The 17,082-nt window shown below is 71.5% G+C and carries 13 protein-coding genes and 1 pseudogene; 8 read left to right on the top strand and 6 right to left on the bottom strand.

Annotation, left to right across the window (positions count from 1 at the left end; genetic code table 11):
* Window positions 1-2: 2 nt before the first annotated feature.
* The gene (gene lnt / locus AB0I69_RS41015) at window positions 3-1,613 is read right to left on the bottom strand and encodes an apolipoprotein N-acyltransferase (RefSeq protein ID WP_363100882.1); all 1,611 of its coding nucleotides are present in this window, start codon (window positions 1,611-1,613) and stop codon (window positions 3-5) included.
* A 236-nt stretch (window positions 1,614-1,849) separates the two neighbouring features.
* Between lnt and AB0I69_RS41010 the strand changes: the two genes are divergently transcribed.
* The gene (locus AB0I69_RS41010; protein ID WP_363100920.1) at window positions 1,850-2,917 is read left to right on the top strand and encodes an O-antigen ligase family protein; all 1,068 of its coding nucleotides are present in this window, start codon (window positions 1,850-1,852) and stop codon (window positions 2,915-2,917) included.
* A gap of 16 nt (window positions 2,918-2,933) precedes the next feature.
* Here the strand turns inward: AB0I69_RS41010 and AB0I69_RS41005 are convergent, their stop codons facing one another.
* Window positions 2,934-3,479 carry a hypothetical protein gene (locus AB0I69_RS41005; RefSeq protein ID WP_363100881.1) on the bottom strand — a complete coding sequence of 182 codons (546 nt, stop codon included), beginning with the start codon at window positions 3,477-3,479 and terminating at the stop codon, window positions 2,934-2,936.
* Window positions 3,480-3,585: 106 nt separating this feature from the next.
* Window positions 3,586-4,371: an aspartate/glutamate racemase family protein gene (locus tag AB0I69_RS41000; protein ID WP_363100880.1), complete on the bottom strand. Its 786-nt coding sequence runs from the start codon at window positions 4,369-4,371 to the stop codon at window positions 3,586-3,588.
* A gap of 57 nt (window positions 4,372-4,428) precedes the next feature.
* Here AB0I69_RS41000 and AB0I69_RS40995 point away from each other — a divergent pair, with 57 nt between their 5' ends.
* A complete protein-coding gene (locus AB0I69_RS40995) occupies window positions 4,429-5,607 on the top strand; it encodes a glycosyltransferase (protein ID WP_363100879.1) in 1,179 nt (392 codons plus the stop codon).
* A gap of 4 nt (window positions 5,608-5,611) precedes the next feature.
* Here the strand turns inward: AB0I69_RS40995 and AB0I69_RS40990 are convergent, their stop codons facing one another.
* Window positions 5,612-6,904: a TerD family protein gene (locus tag AB0I69_RS40990; protein WP_363100878.1), complete on the bottom strand. Its 1,293-nt coding sequence runs from the start codon at window positions 6,902-6,904 to the stop codon at window positions 5,612-5,614.
* Between the two features lie 279 nt (window positions 6,905-7,183).
* Between AB0I69_RS40990 and AB0I69_RS40985 the strand changes: the two genes are divergently transcribed.
* The 4 genes from AB0I69_RS40985 to AB0I69_RS40970 all read left to right on the top strand — a co-directional run bounded on the left by AB0I69_RS40985 (window position 7,184) and on the right by AB0I69_RS40970 (window position 11,818).
* Window positions 7,184-7,624, top strand: coding sequence for a DUF6643 family protein (locus tag AB0I69_RS40985; RefSeq protein ID WP_363100877.1), 441 nt, complete (start codon window positions 7,184-7,186; stop codon window positions 7,622-7,624).
* 42 nt (window positions 7,625-7,666) lie between these two features.
* Window positions 7,667-8,491: an MOSC N-terminal beta barrel domain-containing protein gene (locus tag AB0I69_RS40980; RefSeq protein WP_363100876.1), complete on the top strand. Its 825-nt coding sequence runs from the start codon at window positions 7,667-7,669 to the stop codon at window positions 8,489-8,491.
* A gap of 179 nt (window positions 8,492-8,670) precedes the next feature.
* Entirely contained in the window at window positions 8,671-9,276 is a 606-nt protein-coding gene (locus AB0I69_RS40975) for a hypothetical protein (RefSeq protein WP_363100875.1), read from the top strand.
* Between the two features lie 106 nt (window positions 9,277-9,382).
* Complete coding sequence (locus AB0I69_RS40970; protein WP_363100874.1) at window positions 9,383-11,818, top strand: right-handed parallel beta-helix repeat-containing protein; 2,436 nt, start codon at window positions 9,383-9,385, stop codon at window positions 11,816-11,818.
* Here AB0I69_RS40970 and AB0I69_RS40965 read toward each other — a convergent pair.
* A pseudogene (locus AB0I69_RS40965) lies at window positions 11,788-14,138 on the bottom strand (hypothetical protein). The gene AB0I69_RS40970 and the pseudogene AB0I69_RS40965 overlap by 31 nt on opposite strands.
* A gap of 278 nt (window positions 14,139-14,416) precedes the next feature.
* On the opposite strand from AB0I69_RS40965, the gene AB0I69_RS40960 reads away from it, so the two are divergent.
* Both AB0I69_RS40960 and AB0I69_RS40955 read left to right on the top strand, forming a co-directional pair.
* Window positions 14,417-15,244: a DeoR/GlpR family DNA-binding transcription regulator gene (locus AB0I69_RS40960; RefSeq protein ID WP_363100873.1), complete on the top strand. Its 828-nt coding sequence runs from the start codon at window positions 14,417-14,419 to the stop codon at window positions 15,242-15,244.
* A gap of 71 nt (window positions 15,245-15,315) precedes the next feature.
* Window positions 15,316-15,786: an SRPBCC family protein gene (locus AB0I69_RS40955; protein WP_363100872.1), complete on the top strand. Its 471-nt coding sequence runs from the start codon at window positions 15,316-15,318 to the stop codon at window positions 15,784-15,786.
* 83 nt (window positions 15,787-15,869) lie between these two features.
* Here AB0I69_RS40955 and AB0I69_RS40950 read toward each other — a convergent pair whose 3' ends face one another.
* Window positions 15,870-16,994: a PLP-dependent cysteine synthase family protein gene (locus AB0I69_RS40950; protein WP_363100871.1), complete on the bottom strand. Its 1,125-nt coding sequence runs from the start codon at window positions 16,992-16,994 to the stop codon at window positions 15,870-15,872.
* Window positions 16,995-17,082 lie beyond the last annotated feature (88 nt).

Raw genomic sequence — 17,082 nt, 5'->3', positions numbered from 1 at the left:
GGCTACGCGTCGCCCGCGCGCCGCCCGCGCACACCGGCGCCGATCGCCCAGCCGAGGCCGGCCGCGGCGACGAGCACCAGGGCGATCTCGGGCAGGATGCCGAGCTTCGTGGCCGGTGTCTCCGAGGAGCGCAGCGGCACCTTCTGGACCAGGGAGTCGGCGACGAACATGCCGGTCTTCTGCGTGATCTTCCCGTCCGGCATGATGATCGCGCTGACGCCGCTGGTCACCGGGACCGTGACCGTCCGACTGTGCTCGACGGCGCGGACCCGGGACATGGCGAGCTGCTGGTAGGTCATCTCGCTGCGGTCGAAGGTCGCGTTGTTGCTGGGCACGGAGATCAGCTGGGCACCGTCGGTGACCTCGGAGCGCACGGCCCAGTCGAAGGCGGCCTCATAGCAGGTGACCAGGCCGATCTTGGCGCCGTTCATGGTGAAGACGCCCGGCTTGGTGCCCCGGCTGAAGTCCTGGCGGACCATGCTGGTCCAGTTCTTGTTGATCGCCCCGAGCAGCGAGCGCATCGGGAGGTACTCGCCGAACGGCTGGATCTGCCGTTTGTCGTAGGTGTCGGTCGGGCCCTTCACCGGGTCCCAGAGGATCTGCTCGTTGTAGAGCTTGCCGCCCCGTTCGACGACACCGCCGACCGAGATCGGCGCGCCGATCGCCTTGGCGGCCTCGTCGATGTCGGCGTACGCCTGGGCGTCGGCGAAGGGATCGACGTCGGAGGAGTTCTCCGGCCACAGGACCACATCGGGCTTCGCGGCCTTGCCCGCCTTGACCTTCGCGGCCAGCCGAAGCGTCTCCTTGACGTGGTAGTCGAGCACGGCACGCCGTTGGGCGTTGAACTCCAGCCCCGCGCGCGGGACGTTGCCCTGGATGACCGCGACGGTCGTGGTGCCGTCCTCGGCCTTGTCGCTGACCAGGGACCGCGCGGCCACCGCGCCCACCACCGGTACGGCCACGCTCAGCAGGGCCACAGCGGCGGCGGACCGCCGTACGACACGGGTACGTCGGCTCTCCAGGGCCAGGCGCACGATCTCGTTCAGGCCGAAGCCGCACAGGACGACCGCGAAACCGAGGACCGGGGTGCCGCCCACCGCAGCAAGCGGCAGGAAGACGCCGTCCGCCTGGCCGAACGCGATCTTGCCCCAGGGGAAGCCGTTGAAGGGGGCACGCGCGCGTACCGCCTCGCCGGCCATCCACAGTGCCGCGGCCCACAGCGGCCAGGCGGGCAGCTTCGAGACCGCGGTGATGCCCGCGCCGACCAGCGCGACGAAGACCGCCTCGACCACGACCAGGGCGATCCAGGGTCCGGGGCCGACCTCGACGCCGGTCCACACGAGGAGCGGCAGCAGGAAGCCGAGGCCGAAGAGGTAGCCGAGGCCGAGGCCCGCCTTCCAGCTGCGGCCGCGCAGCACCCAGCCGAAACAGGCGAAGGCGGGCAGCGCCAGCCACCACAGGGTGCGTGGCGGGAAACTGACGTAGAGCAGCACTCCGGAGAGCGCGGCTACGGCGGCCGGAACCAGACGGACGAGGCGGGCGAGGCGCGATGCGGGCGCGGCCTGGGGCTCCAGCTGGTCCGACTCGTCCACGGAAGTTGCGGTGACGGTCACTCCGGGAGTGTACGGCGGTTGACCTTGGCGCCGACAGCACGGTCCGGATGGCAGCACAGGGCACTGAACAGGGCCGCAGCAGCATCGTTCCTGCGCAACTCGTCCACAAATCGGTCATCAGCCGTTACGGTGTGCCGGAGCCCTTGTCGTCCGGTCGGTCCAGGCCAGGACGGCCGGGGCCGGTCACGGGTCGGGGGCGGCCCGGTTCAGGGGGCGGCGGGGTGGGTTCCACGGGGATGGCGTCGGCGACCGGTCCGGACGCCGACAGTGAGAGACGAAACGTTTCGGATGCGGCGGGCATCGTGGTCCTCGGATCGTGTGCCGCGTGGTCGCTGATCACCGCCGCCATGCACGACGGCCGGCCCGAGGGTGTGCTGCTCGCGGTTCTCGCGGTCTCCGCGGGTTACGCGTCGGGGCGGATCTCCGGGGCGCTCGTACCGGTCGCCGCACCCTGTGTCGGAGCGTTGGCCGTGCTCGGTCTGGCGCTGGCCGAACCGCATCTCGCCCCGGGCCCCCAGTTCGTCGTCCCGCTCGGTCACGCCGGTGCGACCGCGGCCCTGCTGACCCTGGCCGCGGGTTCCGCGTGCTGCTCCGCCTGGGCCGCCTCCGCTCCGGCCCTACGGCTCGCGCTGCGGCTGCTGGCGGCCGGGATCACGGTCACGGCGGCCGTCCTGGGTTCGATCACGGGATTCGTCCTGTGCACTGCGGTGCTGCTGTGCTCGCTCGCCGCCGACCGGATGCGACACCGCGGTCTCGGCATCACCGGCCTGGGCCTGGCCGCTGCCCTGGTGACCGGCGCGACCTGGGCCGTCGCCGGAAACGTACTGCCGGACGGCCTCACGGTGTCCTTGGAGGGGCAGCTGACCCCGCACCGGGTCCAGCTGTGGCAGGACGCCCTGCACATGGCTCATCAGGATTCCGCCCTGGGCGTGGGCCCGGGGCGCTTCGGCGAGCTGAGCGGCGCGGCGGCCGAGGCACTGCTGCCGGACGGCAAGCCGCACTCGGCGCCGTTCCAGATGGCGGCCGAGCAGGGAGTCGTCGGCGTACTGCTGCTGGGAGCGGCCTTCTGCTGGGTGCTTCACGCGTTGTGGCGCACTCCGCGTTCCACCCCGATCGCGCTCACGGCGGGCGCCGCGCTGACGGGGCTCGCGGTCATCGCCTCGGTCGGCAACGCGCTGAGCTTTACCGCGGTGTCGGTCGGCGCCGGTTTCCTGGCCGGGCTGGCCACGGCCCACCCGATCGCCGACGACGCCTCGCGCACCACGCCGGACGCACGCGCGCGTGGCGACCGCCTGGCCCCCTGAGGGGTGAGGGAGGACGTCAGTGCACCGCGCCGGGAGTGGGCGGCGCCAGCCGGTCCGTGATGATCCGTACGGCCGCCTCCGCGTTGTCCACGGTGATCGTGAACGTGTGCCCGTCCCACAGTTGCAACACGATGCCCTCGCCACGCCGTACGACGACGGCGGTGCCCTTCTCGGGCCGCCAGCGGTAGCCCCAGCCGCCCCACTGGCGCGGGGTGACGTGCGGGGCGAACTCGGCGCCCGCGACGCTCGCGAGGGGGATGCGGCGGCGCGGCAGACCGATGTGACCACAGCGCACTTCGAGGGACTCCGTGTCGACCTTCAGGGCGACGTGCACGAAGGCGAGCGTGCCGAACAGCATGAGCAGTCCGGCCGCGATGCACCCGACGACGGACATGACGAGCGGGGCGATGCCGGACGTCCAGGTGGAGTCCACGGCCAGCTCGATGCCGAGCGCCATGCAGGCGGCACCGGCGAGCGCCAGCAGCCACTGGAACCGGTTCGTCGCGCGTCCGGTCCAGATCTCGGTCTGCGGGATGGTTTCGTCGCGGGGGTGGTCCCTCATGCCTACGAGACTACTCAGGTTTCGCTGCGCGGGTACGGCGTTGCGGAGGGTGACCGTTTTGTGTGCCGACACGGTGGACGCACGGCGTCCGGTTGACCGCCGGCGGTCAGTGGGCGGGGGTGACGGCCCGCAGGAGTCGGCCCTCGGCGTAGACCGAGGCGGCGGCGGGCAGCGCGCCCTCACGGCCGTTCAGGAGCACCGTCACGGTGCCGTCGGGCAGTGCCTCGGGGGCGGGCTGTTCACCGATCCGGCGCAGTGCCTGGGCGGCCACCGCGTCGGCGGAGCCGTGCAGGACGAGCGGCGGGCGGTCGGGGCGCTGCACGGCGGCGCGGATCCGTTCGGCGACCAGTTCGTAATGGGTGCAGCCCAGGACGACGGTCGTTACATCGTCGGGGGTCAGCTCGGCGGCCGCGGCGACGGCGGCGTCGATGGCCGCCTCGTCCCCGTGCTCGACTGCTTCGGCCAGTCCCCAGCACGGGATCTCGGTGACCGGCACGCCGTCGGCGAAGTCCTTGATGAGGCCGCGCTGGTAAGGGCTGCCGGTGGTGGCGGGTGTCGCCCAGATGGCGAAGGGAGTGCCGCCGGCGGCGGCCGGCTTGATCGCCGGGACCGTGCCGATGACCGGGATGCCGGGCTCCAGACGGTCGCGCAGGGCCCTCAGGGCGTGCACGGTCGCGGTGTTGCACCCGATGATCAGGGCGTCGGGCCGGTGCGCCGCGGCGGCCTCGCCGACGGCCAGCGCGCGCTGGGCGATGTCTTCCGGCGTGCGCGGCCCGTAGGGCATGCCCTCGGGGTCCAGGGAGAGCACGAGATCCGCGTCGGGGCGCACGCGCCGTACCGCCGCAGTGGCCGCCAGAAGGCCGATTCCGGAGTCCATCAGCGCGATCTTCACCCGGCCACGATAGACGATGGCCTCTGTGGACCCGCTCCCGTGGGGCAGACTGCGGCCGTGAGCGCCATCGTGTGGATCGCCGCCGGATCACTCGCCGCCTGGCTGTGGCTGCTGTTCTGTCAGGGCTTCTTCTGGCGTACGGACATCAGACTCCCGGCCCGTACCGACCCCGACGACTGGCCGCCGGTCTGCGTGGTCGTCCCGGCCCGCGACGAGGCCGCCGTACTGCCCGAGAGTCTGCCCTCGCTCCTCGCCCAGGACTATCCGGGGCGGGCGGAGATCTTCCTGATCGACGACGGCAGTTCGGACGGCACCGGGGAACTGGCCCGTGAACTGGCGTCCCGGCACGGCGGGCTGCCGCTGATCGTGGACTCCCCCGGCGAACCGCCCGCGGGCTGGACGGGCAAGCTGTGGGCGGTACGGCACGGTATCGGGCTGGCACGCGCGCGTGGCCCCGAGTACCTGCTGCTGACGGACGCGGACATCGCGCACGCCCCGGACAGCCTGCGGGAGTTGGTGGCGGCGGCCCGCACCGGCGGCTTCGACGCCGTCTCGCTGATGGCCCGGCTGCGCGTGGAGAGCCTGTGGGAGCGGCTCGTGGTGCCGGCGTTCGTCTACTTCTTCGCGCAGCTGTATCCGTTCCGTCGGATCGGTAAGCGGTCGGCGCGGACAGCTGCTGCGGCGGGCGGCTGTGTCCTGCTGCGTACCGACGCGGCCGAGCGGGCGCGGATCCCGGATGCCATCCGGCACGCGGTGATCGACGACGTGGCGCTCGCGCGGGCCGTCAAGGGCGGCGGCGGTCACATCTGGCTGGGGCTCGCCGAGCGGGTGGACAGCGTGCGCCCCTACCCGCGGCTGCACGACCTGTGGCGGATGGTCTCGCGCAGCGCTTACGCGCAGCTGCGGCACAACCCGCTGCTCCTCGTGGGTACCGTCCTGGGCCTGGCACTGGTGTATCTCGTACCGCCGGTGGCCCTGTTCACCGGCCTGGCCGTCGGGAGTACGGCGACCGCGGTCCTCGGCGGTCTCGCGTGGCTGGTGATGACAGGGACGTACGTCCCGATGCTCCGCTACTACGGGCAGCCGGTGTGGCTTGCTCCCCTTTTGCCGTTCACCGCGTTTCTGTACCTCCTCATGACCGTCGATTCCGCGGTGCAGCACTACAGGGGACGTGGTGCGGCCTGGAAGGGCCGCACGTACGCGCGTCCGGACGCTGTCGTCGGCGACGAGAGCTGAGGGGTCACTTGCGGCCCGGGGTCCAGTTCATGCCCCACCCGTAGATGCGGTCGACGGTCCGCTGGGGGCTCACCCCGCGGTCGGGGACGAGATAGCGGGCCTCGCGCTGGACGACGAGGTCGCCCCCGGTGTTGGTGATCAGGGCGAGCGCGCACACCGTGGAGGGGACCGTGCACTCGTCGAGCGAGAAGTCGATCGCGGCGCCGTGCTGCGGCTGGAGGGTGACCGTGGCGTGCAGGTCGGCGAAGGAGCGGGCGCCTTCGTAGATGGTCACGAAGACGAGGATGCGCCGGAAGTCCTTGATGTGGTCGAGGTTGACGGTGAGGTTCTCCCCGCTCGCCGACGCGCCGGTGCGGTCGTCGCCGTCGAGGTGGATGTACGGGGGTCTCTGCAGGGAGCCGTACGCGTTGCCCAGGGACTGGACGACGCCTTTGCGGCCGTCGGCGAGTTCGTACAGGGCGCACAGGTCGAGGTCGAGGTCCGCGTGCATCGCGACCGCCTGGCCGCGTTTGCTGCCCCAGCCCGAGAACTGCTTGCGGACCTCCCAGTTGAGGTTCACGCGCAGGGCGCCCGAGGTGCCGCCCTGCTTGGTCAGTGAGACCGAGGGGGCCGCCTTGGTGAGCGTCACCTTGGTCAGCCGTACGGGTGCCGCGGGCGGGGGCGGGGGCGGGCCGACGGGAGGAGCGGTGGGCATGGGCGGCGGCAGGTTCACGGGCGGCCCGGAGGGTGGCGGCATGGTGGCGGCCGGTGCGGCCTGCTGCGGTTCGTCCACGGTGATGCCGAAGTCGGTCGCCAGGCCTTCGAGCCCGCTGTCGTAGCCCTGGCCGACGGCACGGAATTTCCAGGCGCCCTGGCGGCGGTAGAACTCGCCGAGCACGAAGGCGGTCTCGACCGTCGCGCCCGTGCTGTCGAAGCGGGCGACCGCGGTGTTCTGTACGGCGTCCTTGACCTCGATGTACAGGTCGGGGACCTGGCCGAACGTGCCGCCGTCCGCCGAGGCGGCGAGGACGATGCGGTCGACGGCGGGCTCCACGCGCGCGAGGTCGACGACCAGGGTGTCGGTCACCCGCTCGCCGGCGTTGCCCTTGCCCTCGTGGCGGACCGCGCCGGAGGAGTGCGTGGGCTGGTTGTAGAAGACGAAGTCCCCGTCGGAGCGGACCTTCCCGTCGACCAACAGCAGGGCCGAGGCGTCCACATCGGGGACGCCGGGTCCGGACCGCCGGCCCAATTCGACGCGCAGTGCCGTCGTCGGCACCGGAACATTCGACCCTTTCGGCATTGACATGTCTGCCCCCATCACGTGTCACCGTGCCAGGACACGCCCCGGCAGCCCATTGGGTGTCTACCCGGACAACCTATTCCCCGAGGGCGCGAACGCCCATGTGGGGCGCGGCAACACCGGTGGCCAACCGCTGGTAACCCGCCGGGAACTCGGGCTTTACACGATCCAGACACCGATCGATGCCCTTTTTTGCCAAGTTCGCTCGCATTGGGGATCCCATGCCACTGCCGACACGGAAAACAACCCTCTAATCGGTCTCCCCAACCACCACATCGTGGGCTTAACTTATGTGCCATGACCTCCCCCCGCTCCACTTATGGCGGCGGCTACTACTCCGCCTCCTTCCCGGACACTCCGATCTACGACTCCCTCGTGGCCGAGCGGGGTACCCCGCAGATCGCCCCGATCCGGGTCCCTGCCATGTACGACATGCCGGGGAGCAACCTGCCCGCGCTGCCGTCGGGACTGCCCGCCCTCCCGGCGGGTCCGTCGCAGGCTTCCTACGGCGGCTATCCGCAGGCGCAGCAGCCCGCCCCGCTGCAGCAGGCGCCCGCCGCCTACATCCCGCAGCAGGCCCCGCCGCGTGGCTACCCGGGCCAGCAGCAGCAACAGCAGCCGCGCCCGATGGCGGCTCCGGCCGGCTACGAGGCGATGCGTCCGGCGGCTCCCCGCCCCGCCCCTGCTCCGTACCAGCAGGACCCGTACAACAACCAGCAGCAGTACCGCGGCTACTGATCCGTACCCTGCGCTGTCGGTGCCGCCTGGCACGATGGAGTGATGGGGAATGCGGAGCTGCGGTCGATCCACGTTCATCCGGTCAAGGCGCTCCGGGGCTTCTCGCTCCGGGAGGCTCTCGTGGAGCCTTGGGGGCTGGCCGGAGACCGACGCTGGGCGCTGATCGACGACGGGGGGAAGGTCGTCACGCAACGCGAGCACCCGCGTCTCGCACTGGCCGCCGCCGAGCTTCTGCCCGGCGGCGGTGTTCGTCTGTCCGCGCCCGGCCGTGACCCGCTGACCGTGCCCGTTCCGGAGCCGGTCGTCACCGTGGCGATGGAGATCTTCGGCACCAAGGTCGACGCGGTGCCGGGCCGGGCTGCCGCCCATGTCTGGTGCAGCGACTATCTGGGCTTCGGCGTGCGCCTCGTCCACATGGACGATCCCGCCACACGCAGGCCCGTCGATCCGGACTTCGCGCTTCCCGGTGAGACGGTCGCTTTCGCCGACGGCTATCCGCTGCTGCTGACCTCCGAGGCCTCCCTCGACGCCCTCAACTCCCTGATCGCACAAGGCGATCACGCGGCCGAGGGGCCGCTGCCCGTGAATCGGTTCCGGCCCAATGTGGTCGTGGCGGGCACCGCCGCGTGGGCCGAGGACGACTGGTCGGAGGTCGCGATCGGCGAGGTCGCCTTCCGGGTCGCCAAGAAGTGCGGGCGCTGCGTCGTGACCACCACCGACCAGAGCACCGCCGAGCGCGGCAAGGAGCCGCTGCGCACCCTGGCCCGGCACCGCCGTATCGGCGGCAGGCTTGTCTTCGGGCAGAACCTGGTGCCCCGTTCGACCGGCACGATCCGCGTCGGAGATCCGGTCCGGATTCTCGCGTAGGCGGAGTTCCGTCGATGAGCGCGCGAGGCGGGAACCCTCCCCGTGGGCCCGGTCGTTGAGATCCCGTGAGAAGTTCATGAGAGGCCCGGTGAGAGGTGATTTCGCTCTCTCTTTGCCGGGGCTCTTGGGTGAACTGCTGCGCCTGGGGTTATCACGGAGCGGGAAGGGGGTGCGGGACGGTGGGAGCAATCCGGGGTCTGTGGCGCTGGCGGCACAATCCGCTGCGTCGCGCGACCGATCTGGTCGAGGCCTGGCTGGCCCTCGTGGTCCTGCTGCTGGTCCTGGTCGCCGCGCCGTTGATCGGTTCGCTCATCGGCGTCGTCGCGCAGGACACCTTGCAGCGGTCGGTGCGGGAGCAGCGCGCGGACCGGCACGTCGTGACGGCCACGGTGGTCAAGAAGCTGAAGGGGGCCGTGCTGGACCCCGACCCCGACTCGTCCACCGCGCGGGACTCCCGTAGCCGCGTGCTCGCCGACTGGACCGCGCCGGACGGCACCGCGCAGCACGGCGCGGTGCTGGCGAACCTGAACGTCCCGCACGCCGGCGACCACTTCAAGGTCTGGACGGACCAGCACGGCCGCGTGGTGGCCCGCCCCCTGGACTCGGCCACGGCGACGACGCACGCCGTGCTCGCCGGGTTCGGTGCGGCGCTGCTGACCGCCGGGCTCGTCGACAGCGGCAGACGGCTCGTGCTGTGGCGCATGGTCCGTCGCAGGTACGCCCGTTGGGACCAGGCGTGGGAGCGGGCGGGTCCGGACTGGGGCCGGACCGGCACCGGCAGCTGACAGCCTTCCGGCTCTGGTCAACCCACCGCCCGCACGCACGCTACGGTGGACCGGCGAAGGCTTCGGCATCAACCCGCGTACCACGAGGTGGGGGCACAGCAGCGCCATGGCACAGGGCACGGTCCAGGTGACGCACACCGGTACATCGCGGTGGCGGCGCCGCACAGGTGAGTACGCGTCGCTCGCCGCCGCCCTGGAGGCCGCGGCCGAGGGAGATGTCCTGACCGTGGCTCCCGGCACCTACCGGGAGAACCTCGTCGTCCAGCGGTCGGTGACCCTGCGCGGCCCCGAGGGTTCGCCCGGCTCGGTGCGTATCGCGCCCCTGGACGGCGTGCCGTTGACCGTCCGCGCCTCGGCGATCGTCCAGGACCTGCATGTCGAGGGCCAGGACTCGGCCGCGCCCGCCCTCCTTGTCGAGGAGGGCGCACCGGAGTTGACGGACCTTCGGATCGTCACGCGCTCCGCGTCCGGCATCGAGGTGCGCGGTGGTGCCCGCCCCACCGTGCGGCGCTGCACCGTCGACAACCCGGCCGGCATCGGGATCGCCGTACTCGACGGCGGTGGCGGGGTGTTCGAGGAGTGCGAGGTCGTCTCGGCCGGCCAGGCGGGCGTCGCGGTCCGCGGCGGCGGTCACCCGCGCCTGGAGCGCTGCCGCATCCACCACGCGTCGGGGGTGGGTCTGTCGGCGACGGGCGAGAACTCCGCGCTGGAGGCGGTGGGTTGTGAGGTCTACGAGACGCGGGGCAGCGGCGTCCAGATCACCGGCCGGGCCACCGCGCACCTCACCGACTGCGATGTGCACCGTACGGCCGCGGACGGCGTCACGCTCGACACGGACGCGGTGCTGACGCTGGCCGACTGCCGTATCCACGACATCCCGGAGAACGCGGTCGACCTGCGCTCCCGTTCCGTCCTGACGCTGACCCGGACGACGGTGCGTCAGTTCGGGCGCAACGGACTGTCGGTGTGGGACCCGGGCACGCGCGTGGACGCCAACCAGTGCGAGATCTTCGACAGCACGGGCGACTACCCGGCGGTGTGGGTCAGCGACGGCGCGACCGTGGTCCTCGACTCGTGCCGGGTGCACGACGTGCCGGACGCGCTGTTCGTCCTGGACCGCGGCTCGCGCGCGGACGTCGTCGACAGCGACATCTCGCAGGTCCGCAACACGGCCGTGTCGGTGAGCGACGGCGCGACCGCGCAGCTCGACGACTGCCGGATCCGGGACGCGGCCACGGGCGCGTGGTTCCGCGACCACGGCAGTGGCGGCACCCTCAACAACTGCACGGTGGACGCCACCCAGACCGGCGTGATCGTCACCAAGGGCGCCGACCCCACCATCGAGCGCTGCACGGTCGACTCCCCCGCCGAGGCGGGTTTCTACGTCTCCGCGGGCGGCCGGGGCACCTTCCAGGGCTGCCGCGTGACTGGCAGCGGCGGCTACGGCTTCCACGTGATAGACGGCTGTCGTACGACGCTCAAGAAGTGCCGTACGGAGCGGTGCGCGCGCGGCGGTTACGAGTTCGCGGACGCCGGACCGGACGCGGCGCCCGGCACGGGACCCGTTGTCGAGGACTGCACCAGCGACGAGAGCGGTCTCAAGCCGCCCACCACTCACGAGACGGCCGTGGAGACGGCGAGCCGGTCGAGCAGCGTGCTGGGCGCGATCCCCAGCCAGCGCACGGCCGAGCAGGAGCCGTTGGTCACCGCGCCGGAGCCGGAGAAGGAGTCCCGCACCTCCAAGGCCGTCCTCGGTGAACTCGACGCGCTGGTCGGCCTGGACAGCGTCAAGCGCGAGGTGCGGGCCCTCACCGACATGATCGAGGTGGGCCGCCGCCGCCAGCAGGCCGGCCTCAAGGCGGCTTCCGTCAAACGGCACTTGGTCTTCACCGGCTCCCCCGGCACCGGCAAGACGACGGTCGCCCGGCTCTACGGCGAGATCCTCGCCTCCCTCGGCGTCCTGGAGAAGGGGCATCTCGTCGAGGTGTCCCGGGTCGACCTGGTCGGCGAGCACATCGGCTCCACCGCGATCCGCACCCAGGAGGCCTTCGACAAGGCGCGCGGCGGAGTCCTGTTCATCGACGAGGCGTACGCGCTGTCCCCGGAGGACTCGGGCCGCGACTTCGGCAAGGAAGCCATCGACACGCTCGTGAAGCTGATGGAGGACCACCGGGACGCGGTCGTGGTGATCGTCGCCGGCTATACGGCGGAGATGGAGCGGTTCCTTTCCGTCAACCCCGGTGTGGCGTCCCGTTTCTCACGGACCATCACCTTCAGCGACTACAACCCCGAGGAGCTGCTCAGGATCGTCGAGCAGCAGGCCGAGGAGCACGAGTACCGGCTCGCGGAGGGCGCGTCCGAGGGGCTGACGAAGTACTTCACGGCGATCCCGAAGGGCGCCGCGTTCGGCAACGGCCGTACGGCTAGGCAGACCTTCGAGGCGATGGTGGAGCGGCATGCGAGCCGGGTCGCCCACGTCGAGGAGCCGAGCACGGACGACCTGACCCTGCTCTACGCGGAGGACCTGCCCGAGCTGCCCTGAGGCGGCACCTCGGGCCGCAGCCGGGCCAGCAACCGTTCCCGTTCCTCGGCGAATGCCGGGTCGGCCTGGTAGTCGGAGTGGCCGAGGATCGGTGCGGGCAGCGGGTGTTGTGCCGTGCGGCCGTACTCCAGGGGGTCCTTGAGGGGTGCGTGGTCCACCTCGGGGCCGCAGTCGCCGGTCAGGCGCACCGGGCCGCCGATGGGGTCGGTGAGCCGGTACAGATTGCGCCAGCAGTCGACCTCGTGGTGCAGCCGGCTGAGCGCGGCCGGTCCGAAATGGGCCGGGAACCAGCGGCCGTAGAGCCGCTCCAGCGGTGAGCCGTAGGTCAGGAGGGCTACTCGTTTGCGCTGGGCCGGCTTGAGTTGCCAGGCTGCTGCGGCGGCGAGGACGCTGCCCTGGGAGTGGCCCGAGATGACGAGGCGGCCGCCCGTGGCGTGTGTCCAGGTCGCCATCCGCCAGGTCAGGTCGGGTACCGCGCGCTCGGCGTAGCAGGGCGGGGCGAAGGGGTGGGCGGCCCGTGGCCAGAAGGTGCCGACGTCCCACAGGATGCCGATGGTGCGCCGCGCGGAAGCGTCCTTGTAGGCGCGCCGGCCCCAGGTGACGAAGAGGAGGAAACCGAGCCCGATCAGCCAGGAGCCGAGGCCCTGTGAGGTCTCGGCGGCGCCGTGCACGAAAGCCTGCCCCTCCTCCCCGGCCCGTTCCGGTGTCTTGTCGGTGGCGAAGGCGCCGACGAGCGCTCCGGCGCCAAGGAGCAGGGTCGCGGTGGAGGTCACGGCGACGAGGAGCGGGCCGCGGTCGGTGAGCGCGGCCATCGCGCGCGTGCTCGCGATACGGACGGTACGCGCGTGATCCCTTCGCTCGCCCGGGTAGTCGTGCGCCACCACGGCCAGTTCGCTACGGCGCAACCGCAGGGTGCGGCGGCCGAGCCCGGCACAGAGGACGAGTACGACGACCAGCAGCGGCGGGATCACCGAGGCCTGCCAGGTGAGCAGGACGGGCGGGCCCGCGATGGACGTTCCGGTGCCGTCCAGCCAGTCGGAGACCCGCTGGGACACTCCGCCGGACATCACGCCGCCCAGGGCGCAGGCCAGCATCGCGACGGCCGGTCCGCCCAGGCCCCGCATCGCGGCGCGCGGGTCGGGGTGGGTGCGGTGCAGCAGGTGGGCGACCACGGCGAGGGCGATCACCAACAGGCCCTGGACCAGGGCGATCCCGCCGAAGGCCGCGTCCCCCGGCAGCCGCCCCGACGACTCCCACCCGGGGCGCGACCAGCCGGCGTACAGCAGGGCGAGGGCGAGCAGCAGGAGCGAGCCGAGCGGCAGGCGTCGTACGAGACGGCGGTCGAGTGCCTGGTCGAGGCGGTTCTCGCTACGGCCCCGGCGGCACACGACATAGACCACGACACACGCGAGGCCGGCGAGCGCGGTCTCCAGGAGCACGCCGAGGATGGCCAGTCCCGGGGACCCGCCGGGGCCGCGGTCGAAGCCCACCGTCGAGACGGTGACGGCCGCGGCGACCGTCAGGAGGCCGGCCGCCGTGTGCGCGGCGCGCAGTCGGGCCACCAGGCGGCGGCCGTACCAGAAGCCGGGGCGGCCCAGCGAGGTGCGGCCGGTCTCGTCGTCCGGCTCGGGGCTGCGGGACATCGGCCGCTGCGACTCGTAGGCGCTCCAGGTGCGGCGGGAGAGGTACCAGAGCAGGACGGTGAGCGCGGTCGGCACCAGGGCGGCGAGCGCGAGGCGACGGCCAGGGCCGCTCCACCAGCTGCCGTGCGACACGGTGGGCGACAGGAAACCCAGCCAGGAGTGCCGGTCGGCGCACGCGCGCGTGCCCGCGCACTGCCAGGCGGCGAGGTCCAGGGCGACCTCGCAGGCGGCGGCGACGAGCAGCACGGTCAGGGTCAGTCCCGCGAGCCGCACCAGCAGGCCGTAGAAACGCACCGTCCGTTTCCGGTCGCGGGCGGTGGGGCGCATCCAGTGCGCGAGGTTGACGACCATGAACGGCAGGAGCAGCAGCCACAGGGCGCGGGTGCCGTTGCCGGAGGTCAGGTTGCACCAGACGTACGCCTCGCGGATCGGTCCGTCGCGCTGGTCGGCGGGCCGGGACTCGGCGTCGACGTCGGCGGCGCGCCGGAAGACGGCCGCCGTGTCGTCGCCGGTGATCCGCACCGTGCGCGGATCACCGAGCATCTCCTCGGGTGTGGCGCCGCCGACTCCGTGGACCAGGAGTTCCAGGGCGGGTTCGGTCTGGTCGGGCCGTCCGGCGGGGCCGTTCGCCTCGCTGGTGACGGCGTGTTCCTGTACACGCTCCACTGTTCGCACATCCCCCGTGACGCACTGTCTGTCTGTGTCCGTGCGCACACCAGGATCGCCCTTTCCGGCGCGTCGCACACGCCCCGTCACCGAATCTCCCCGATCCGTGTGACACAAGGGGGACGGATGAGGTCCGGATGACATGTGCGCGTCGGGACGGGCGGTGGCGCAGTGCTTGCGGTGGCGTGCGAGGATGGGACGTCCGCGCACCGCAGCCGGGAAGAATGTCCTGCTCCGAGCGGGTGCGACGGACAGTCGGACGGGTTGAGGCGAAAGGACCGGAGCGTACGTGAGTGAGAATCAGAACCTCCTCGCGGAGCAGCGGCGCGCACTGATCCTCGACGAGGTCCGGCGCCGCGGCGGCGTCCGCGTCAACGAACTGACCCGCAAGCTCGGCGTGTCGGACATGACCGTACGCCGCGATCTCGACGCGCTGGCCCGCCAGGGCGTTCTGGAGAAGGTGCACGGCGGGGCGGTCCCCGTCGTCGAGGCGAGCACGCACGAGCCGGGCTTCGAGGCCAAGTCGGGTCTTGAGCTGACCGCCAAGGAGGACATCGCGCGGGCCGCGGCGGAGTTGGTGGCGCCGGGCACGGCGATCGCGCTCTCCGGCGGTACGACGACGTATGCGCTCGCGCATCACCTGCTTGAGGTCCCCGATCTCACCGTGGTCACCAACTCGGTGCGGGTGGCGGACGTGTTCCACGCGGCGCAGCGGACGTCTGGGCAGCGGCAGGGCGCGGCGACGGTCGTGCTGACCGGTGGAGTGCGCACCCCCTCCGACTCGTTGGTGGGGCCGGTGGCCGACCAGGCGATCGCGGCGCTCCACTTCGACATGCTGTTCCTCGGTGTGCACGGCATATCGGTCGAGGCCGGGCTGTCGACGCCGAACCTCGCGGAGGCCGAGACCAACCGCAGGCTGGTGCAGTCCGCGCGGCGGGTCGTGGTGGTCGCCGACCACACCAAGTGGGGCACGGTGGGCCTGAGTTCGTTCGCCGCGCTGGAACAGGTCGACACGCTGGTGACGGACGCGGGACTGCCGGCCGAGGCGCGTGCGGACATCTCCGAGCATCTACGGCTCGTGGTCGCGGGCGAAGCCGGTGACGGGGCAGACATCTGACGGGGCGCCAGCTATCGTGACGGTCGCCCACCCCGGTCAACTTCCCTTACCTGTCAAGGGGGTTCGCGTCCATGGCCAACCAACTGCGTCCCGTCGGGCTCGACTTCATCGACACCGCTCCGGTGCGTCTGGTCTTCACGCAGGAGATGTCCGCGGCGCCGGACGCGGTCTTCCACGCCCTCAACGACGATGTGCCGGGGTGGGCGGAGTGGTTCTCGGCCGTCACCAGTGCGCGGGCGGTCGACGACGGGGCGGGGCGGGACATCCGGCTCAGGGGCGGTGGGCACTTTCGCGAGACGGTCATCGCGGCGAAGTCGGCGGAGGTGTACGCGTATCGGGTCGACGTCACCAATGCGCCGGGCGCCCGTGCCATGGCTGAGGAGTGGCGGTTGAGCCCTGCGGGGAGTGGAACGCGGGTTCAGTGGACGTTCGCCGTGGAGGGGACGGCGGTGTTCAGGGGGGTTGTGCGGGTGGCTCGGCCTGGGTTGGGGCGGGCGTTCAGGGGTGCGGTGACGGAGTTGGATCGGCGGTTGGCTGCCTAGTACGTCGTCTGCGGGTTCTCTGTGGCTGGTCGCGCAGTTCCCCGCGCCCCTAAAAGGCAAGGCCCAACTGGCACTCGTTCAGCTCAAGTTGGCCAAACTCCCGTTGCCAAGAGCGACGTGATCGCCTTGCTGTAGGGGGCGATGTCCAGGCCCTGTTGCGTCAGCCAGGTGTCTGAGTAGTACTTGTCCAGGTAGCGGTCGCCCGGGTCGCACAACAGGGTTACCACGCTGCCCTGTTGGCCTGCTGCGACCATCTCGGCGATGATTTTGAGGGCGCTCCAGAGGCCGGTTCCCGTGGAACCGCCCGCCTTGCGGCCGATGGCTCGTTCCAGTGCCCTTACGGCGGCGACACTGGCCGCGTCCGGGACCTTCATCATGCGGTCGATGGCGCCGGGCACGAAGCTCGGTTCCATCCGGGGGCGGCCGATGCCCTCGATACGGGAGCCGCAGTCGCACGTGACGTCCGGATCGCCGGTGGTCCAGCCCTCGAAGAAACAGGAGTTCTCCGGGTCGGCGACGCACACGCGGGTGTCGTGCTGCATGTAGTGGACGTAGCGCGCGAGGGTCGCGGAGGTGCCGCCGGTGCCGGCTGTCGCGACGATCCACGCGGGCTCCGGGAAACGCTCCAACTCCAGCTGGCGGAAGATGGATTCGGCGATGTTGTTGTTCCCGCGCCAGTCCGTGGCCCGCTCCGCGTAGGTGAACTGGTCCATGTAGTGGCCGCCGGTCTCCACCGCGAGGGCGGCCGACTCCTCGTACATCTTGCGTGGGTCGTCCACGAAATGGCACCGGCCGCCGTGGAATTCGATCAGGCGGATCTTCTCGGCGCTGGTCGTGCGCGGCATGACCGCGATGAACGGGACCCCGATCAGCTTGGCGAAGTACGCCTCGGAGACAGCCGTGGAACCACTGGACGCCTCGATCACCGGACGGGTGGGCCGGATCCAGCCATTGCACAGGCCGTAGAGGAAGAGGGAGCGGGCGAGGCGGTGCTTGAGGCTGCCCGTCGGGTGGGTCGACTCGTCCTTCAGGTACAGGTCGATGCCCCAGTGCTCGGGCAGCGGGAACCGGAGCAGGTGGGTGTCCGCGGAGCGGTTGGCGTCGGCCTGGACCTTGCGGACGGCTTCTTTCAGCCAGCCCCGGTAGGCGGCGTCACTGCGGTCGATGTCGAGGGTGGCGCCGGTCAGGGCCTGTGGGGTGGTGCTCACGGCGGGGCTCCTTACGCTTCGCGCCGACGGCGCCTCGCGCGGCCGACGCCTCGATCATAAGCACCTTCCACACGCTTCTCACCTGCAT

Origin of the sequence: Streptomyces sp. NPDC050508 (assembly GCF_040655155.1) — a bacterium.
In the GTDB taxonomy this organism is placed as follows: domain Bacteria; phylum Actinomycetota; class Actinomycetes; order Streptomycetales; family Streptomycetaceae; genus Streptomyces.
The sequence above is the reverse complement of the archived record's forward strand: the minus strand, read 5'-3'. Positions and strand labels throughout refer to the sequence as shown.

Excerpts from the sequence above, each read along its gene's own strand:
- AB0I69_RS40980 (WP_363100876.1), top strand. The coding sequence starts at position 7,667 with ATGGGGAATGCGGAGCTGCGGTCGATCCACGTTCATCCGGTCAAGGCG.
- AB0I69_RS40970 (WP_363100874.1), top strand. The coding sequence starts at position 9,383 with ATGGCACAGGGCACGGTCCAGGTGACGCACACCGGTACATCGCGGTGG.
- AB0I69_RS41005 (WP_363100881.1), bottom strand. The coding sequence starts at position 3,479 with ATGAGGGACCACCCCCGCGACGAAACCATCCCGCAGACCGAGATCTGG.
- AB0I69_RS40990 (WP_363100878.1), bottom strand. The coding sequence starts at position 6,904 with ATGGGGGCAGACATGTCAATGCCGAAAGGGTCGAATGTTCCGGTGCCG.
- AB0I69_RS40985 (WP_363100877.1), top strand. The coding sequence starts at position 7,184 with ATGACCTCCCCCCGCTCCACTTATGGCGGCGGCTACTACTCCGCCTCC.
- AB0I69_RS40955 (WP_363100872.1), top strand. The coding sequence starts at position 15,316 with ATGGCCAACCAACTGCGTCCCGTCGGGCTCGACTTCATCGACACCGCT.
- AB0I69_RS41010 (WP_363100920.1), top strand. The coding sequence starts at position 1,850 with ATGGCGTCGGCGACCGGTCCGGACGCCGACAGTGAGAGACGAAACGTT.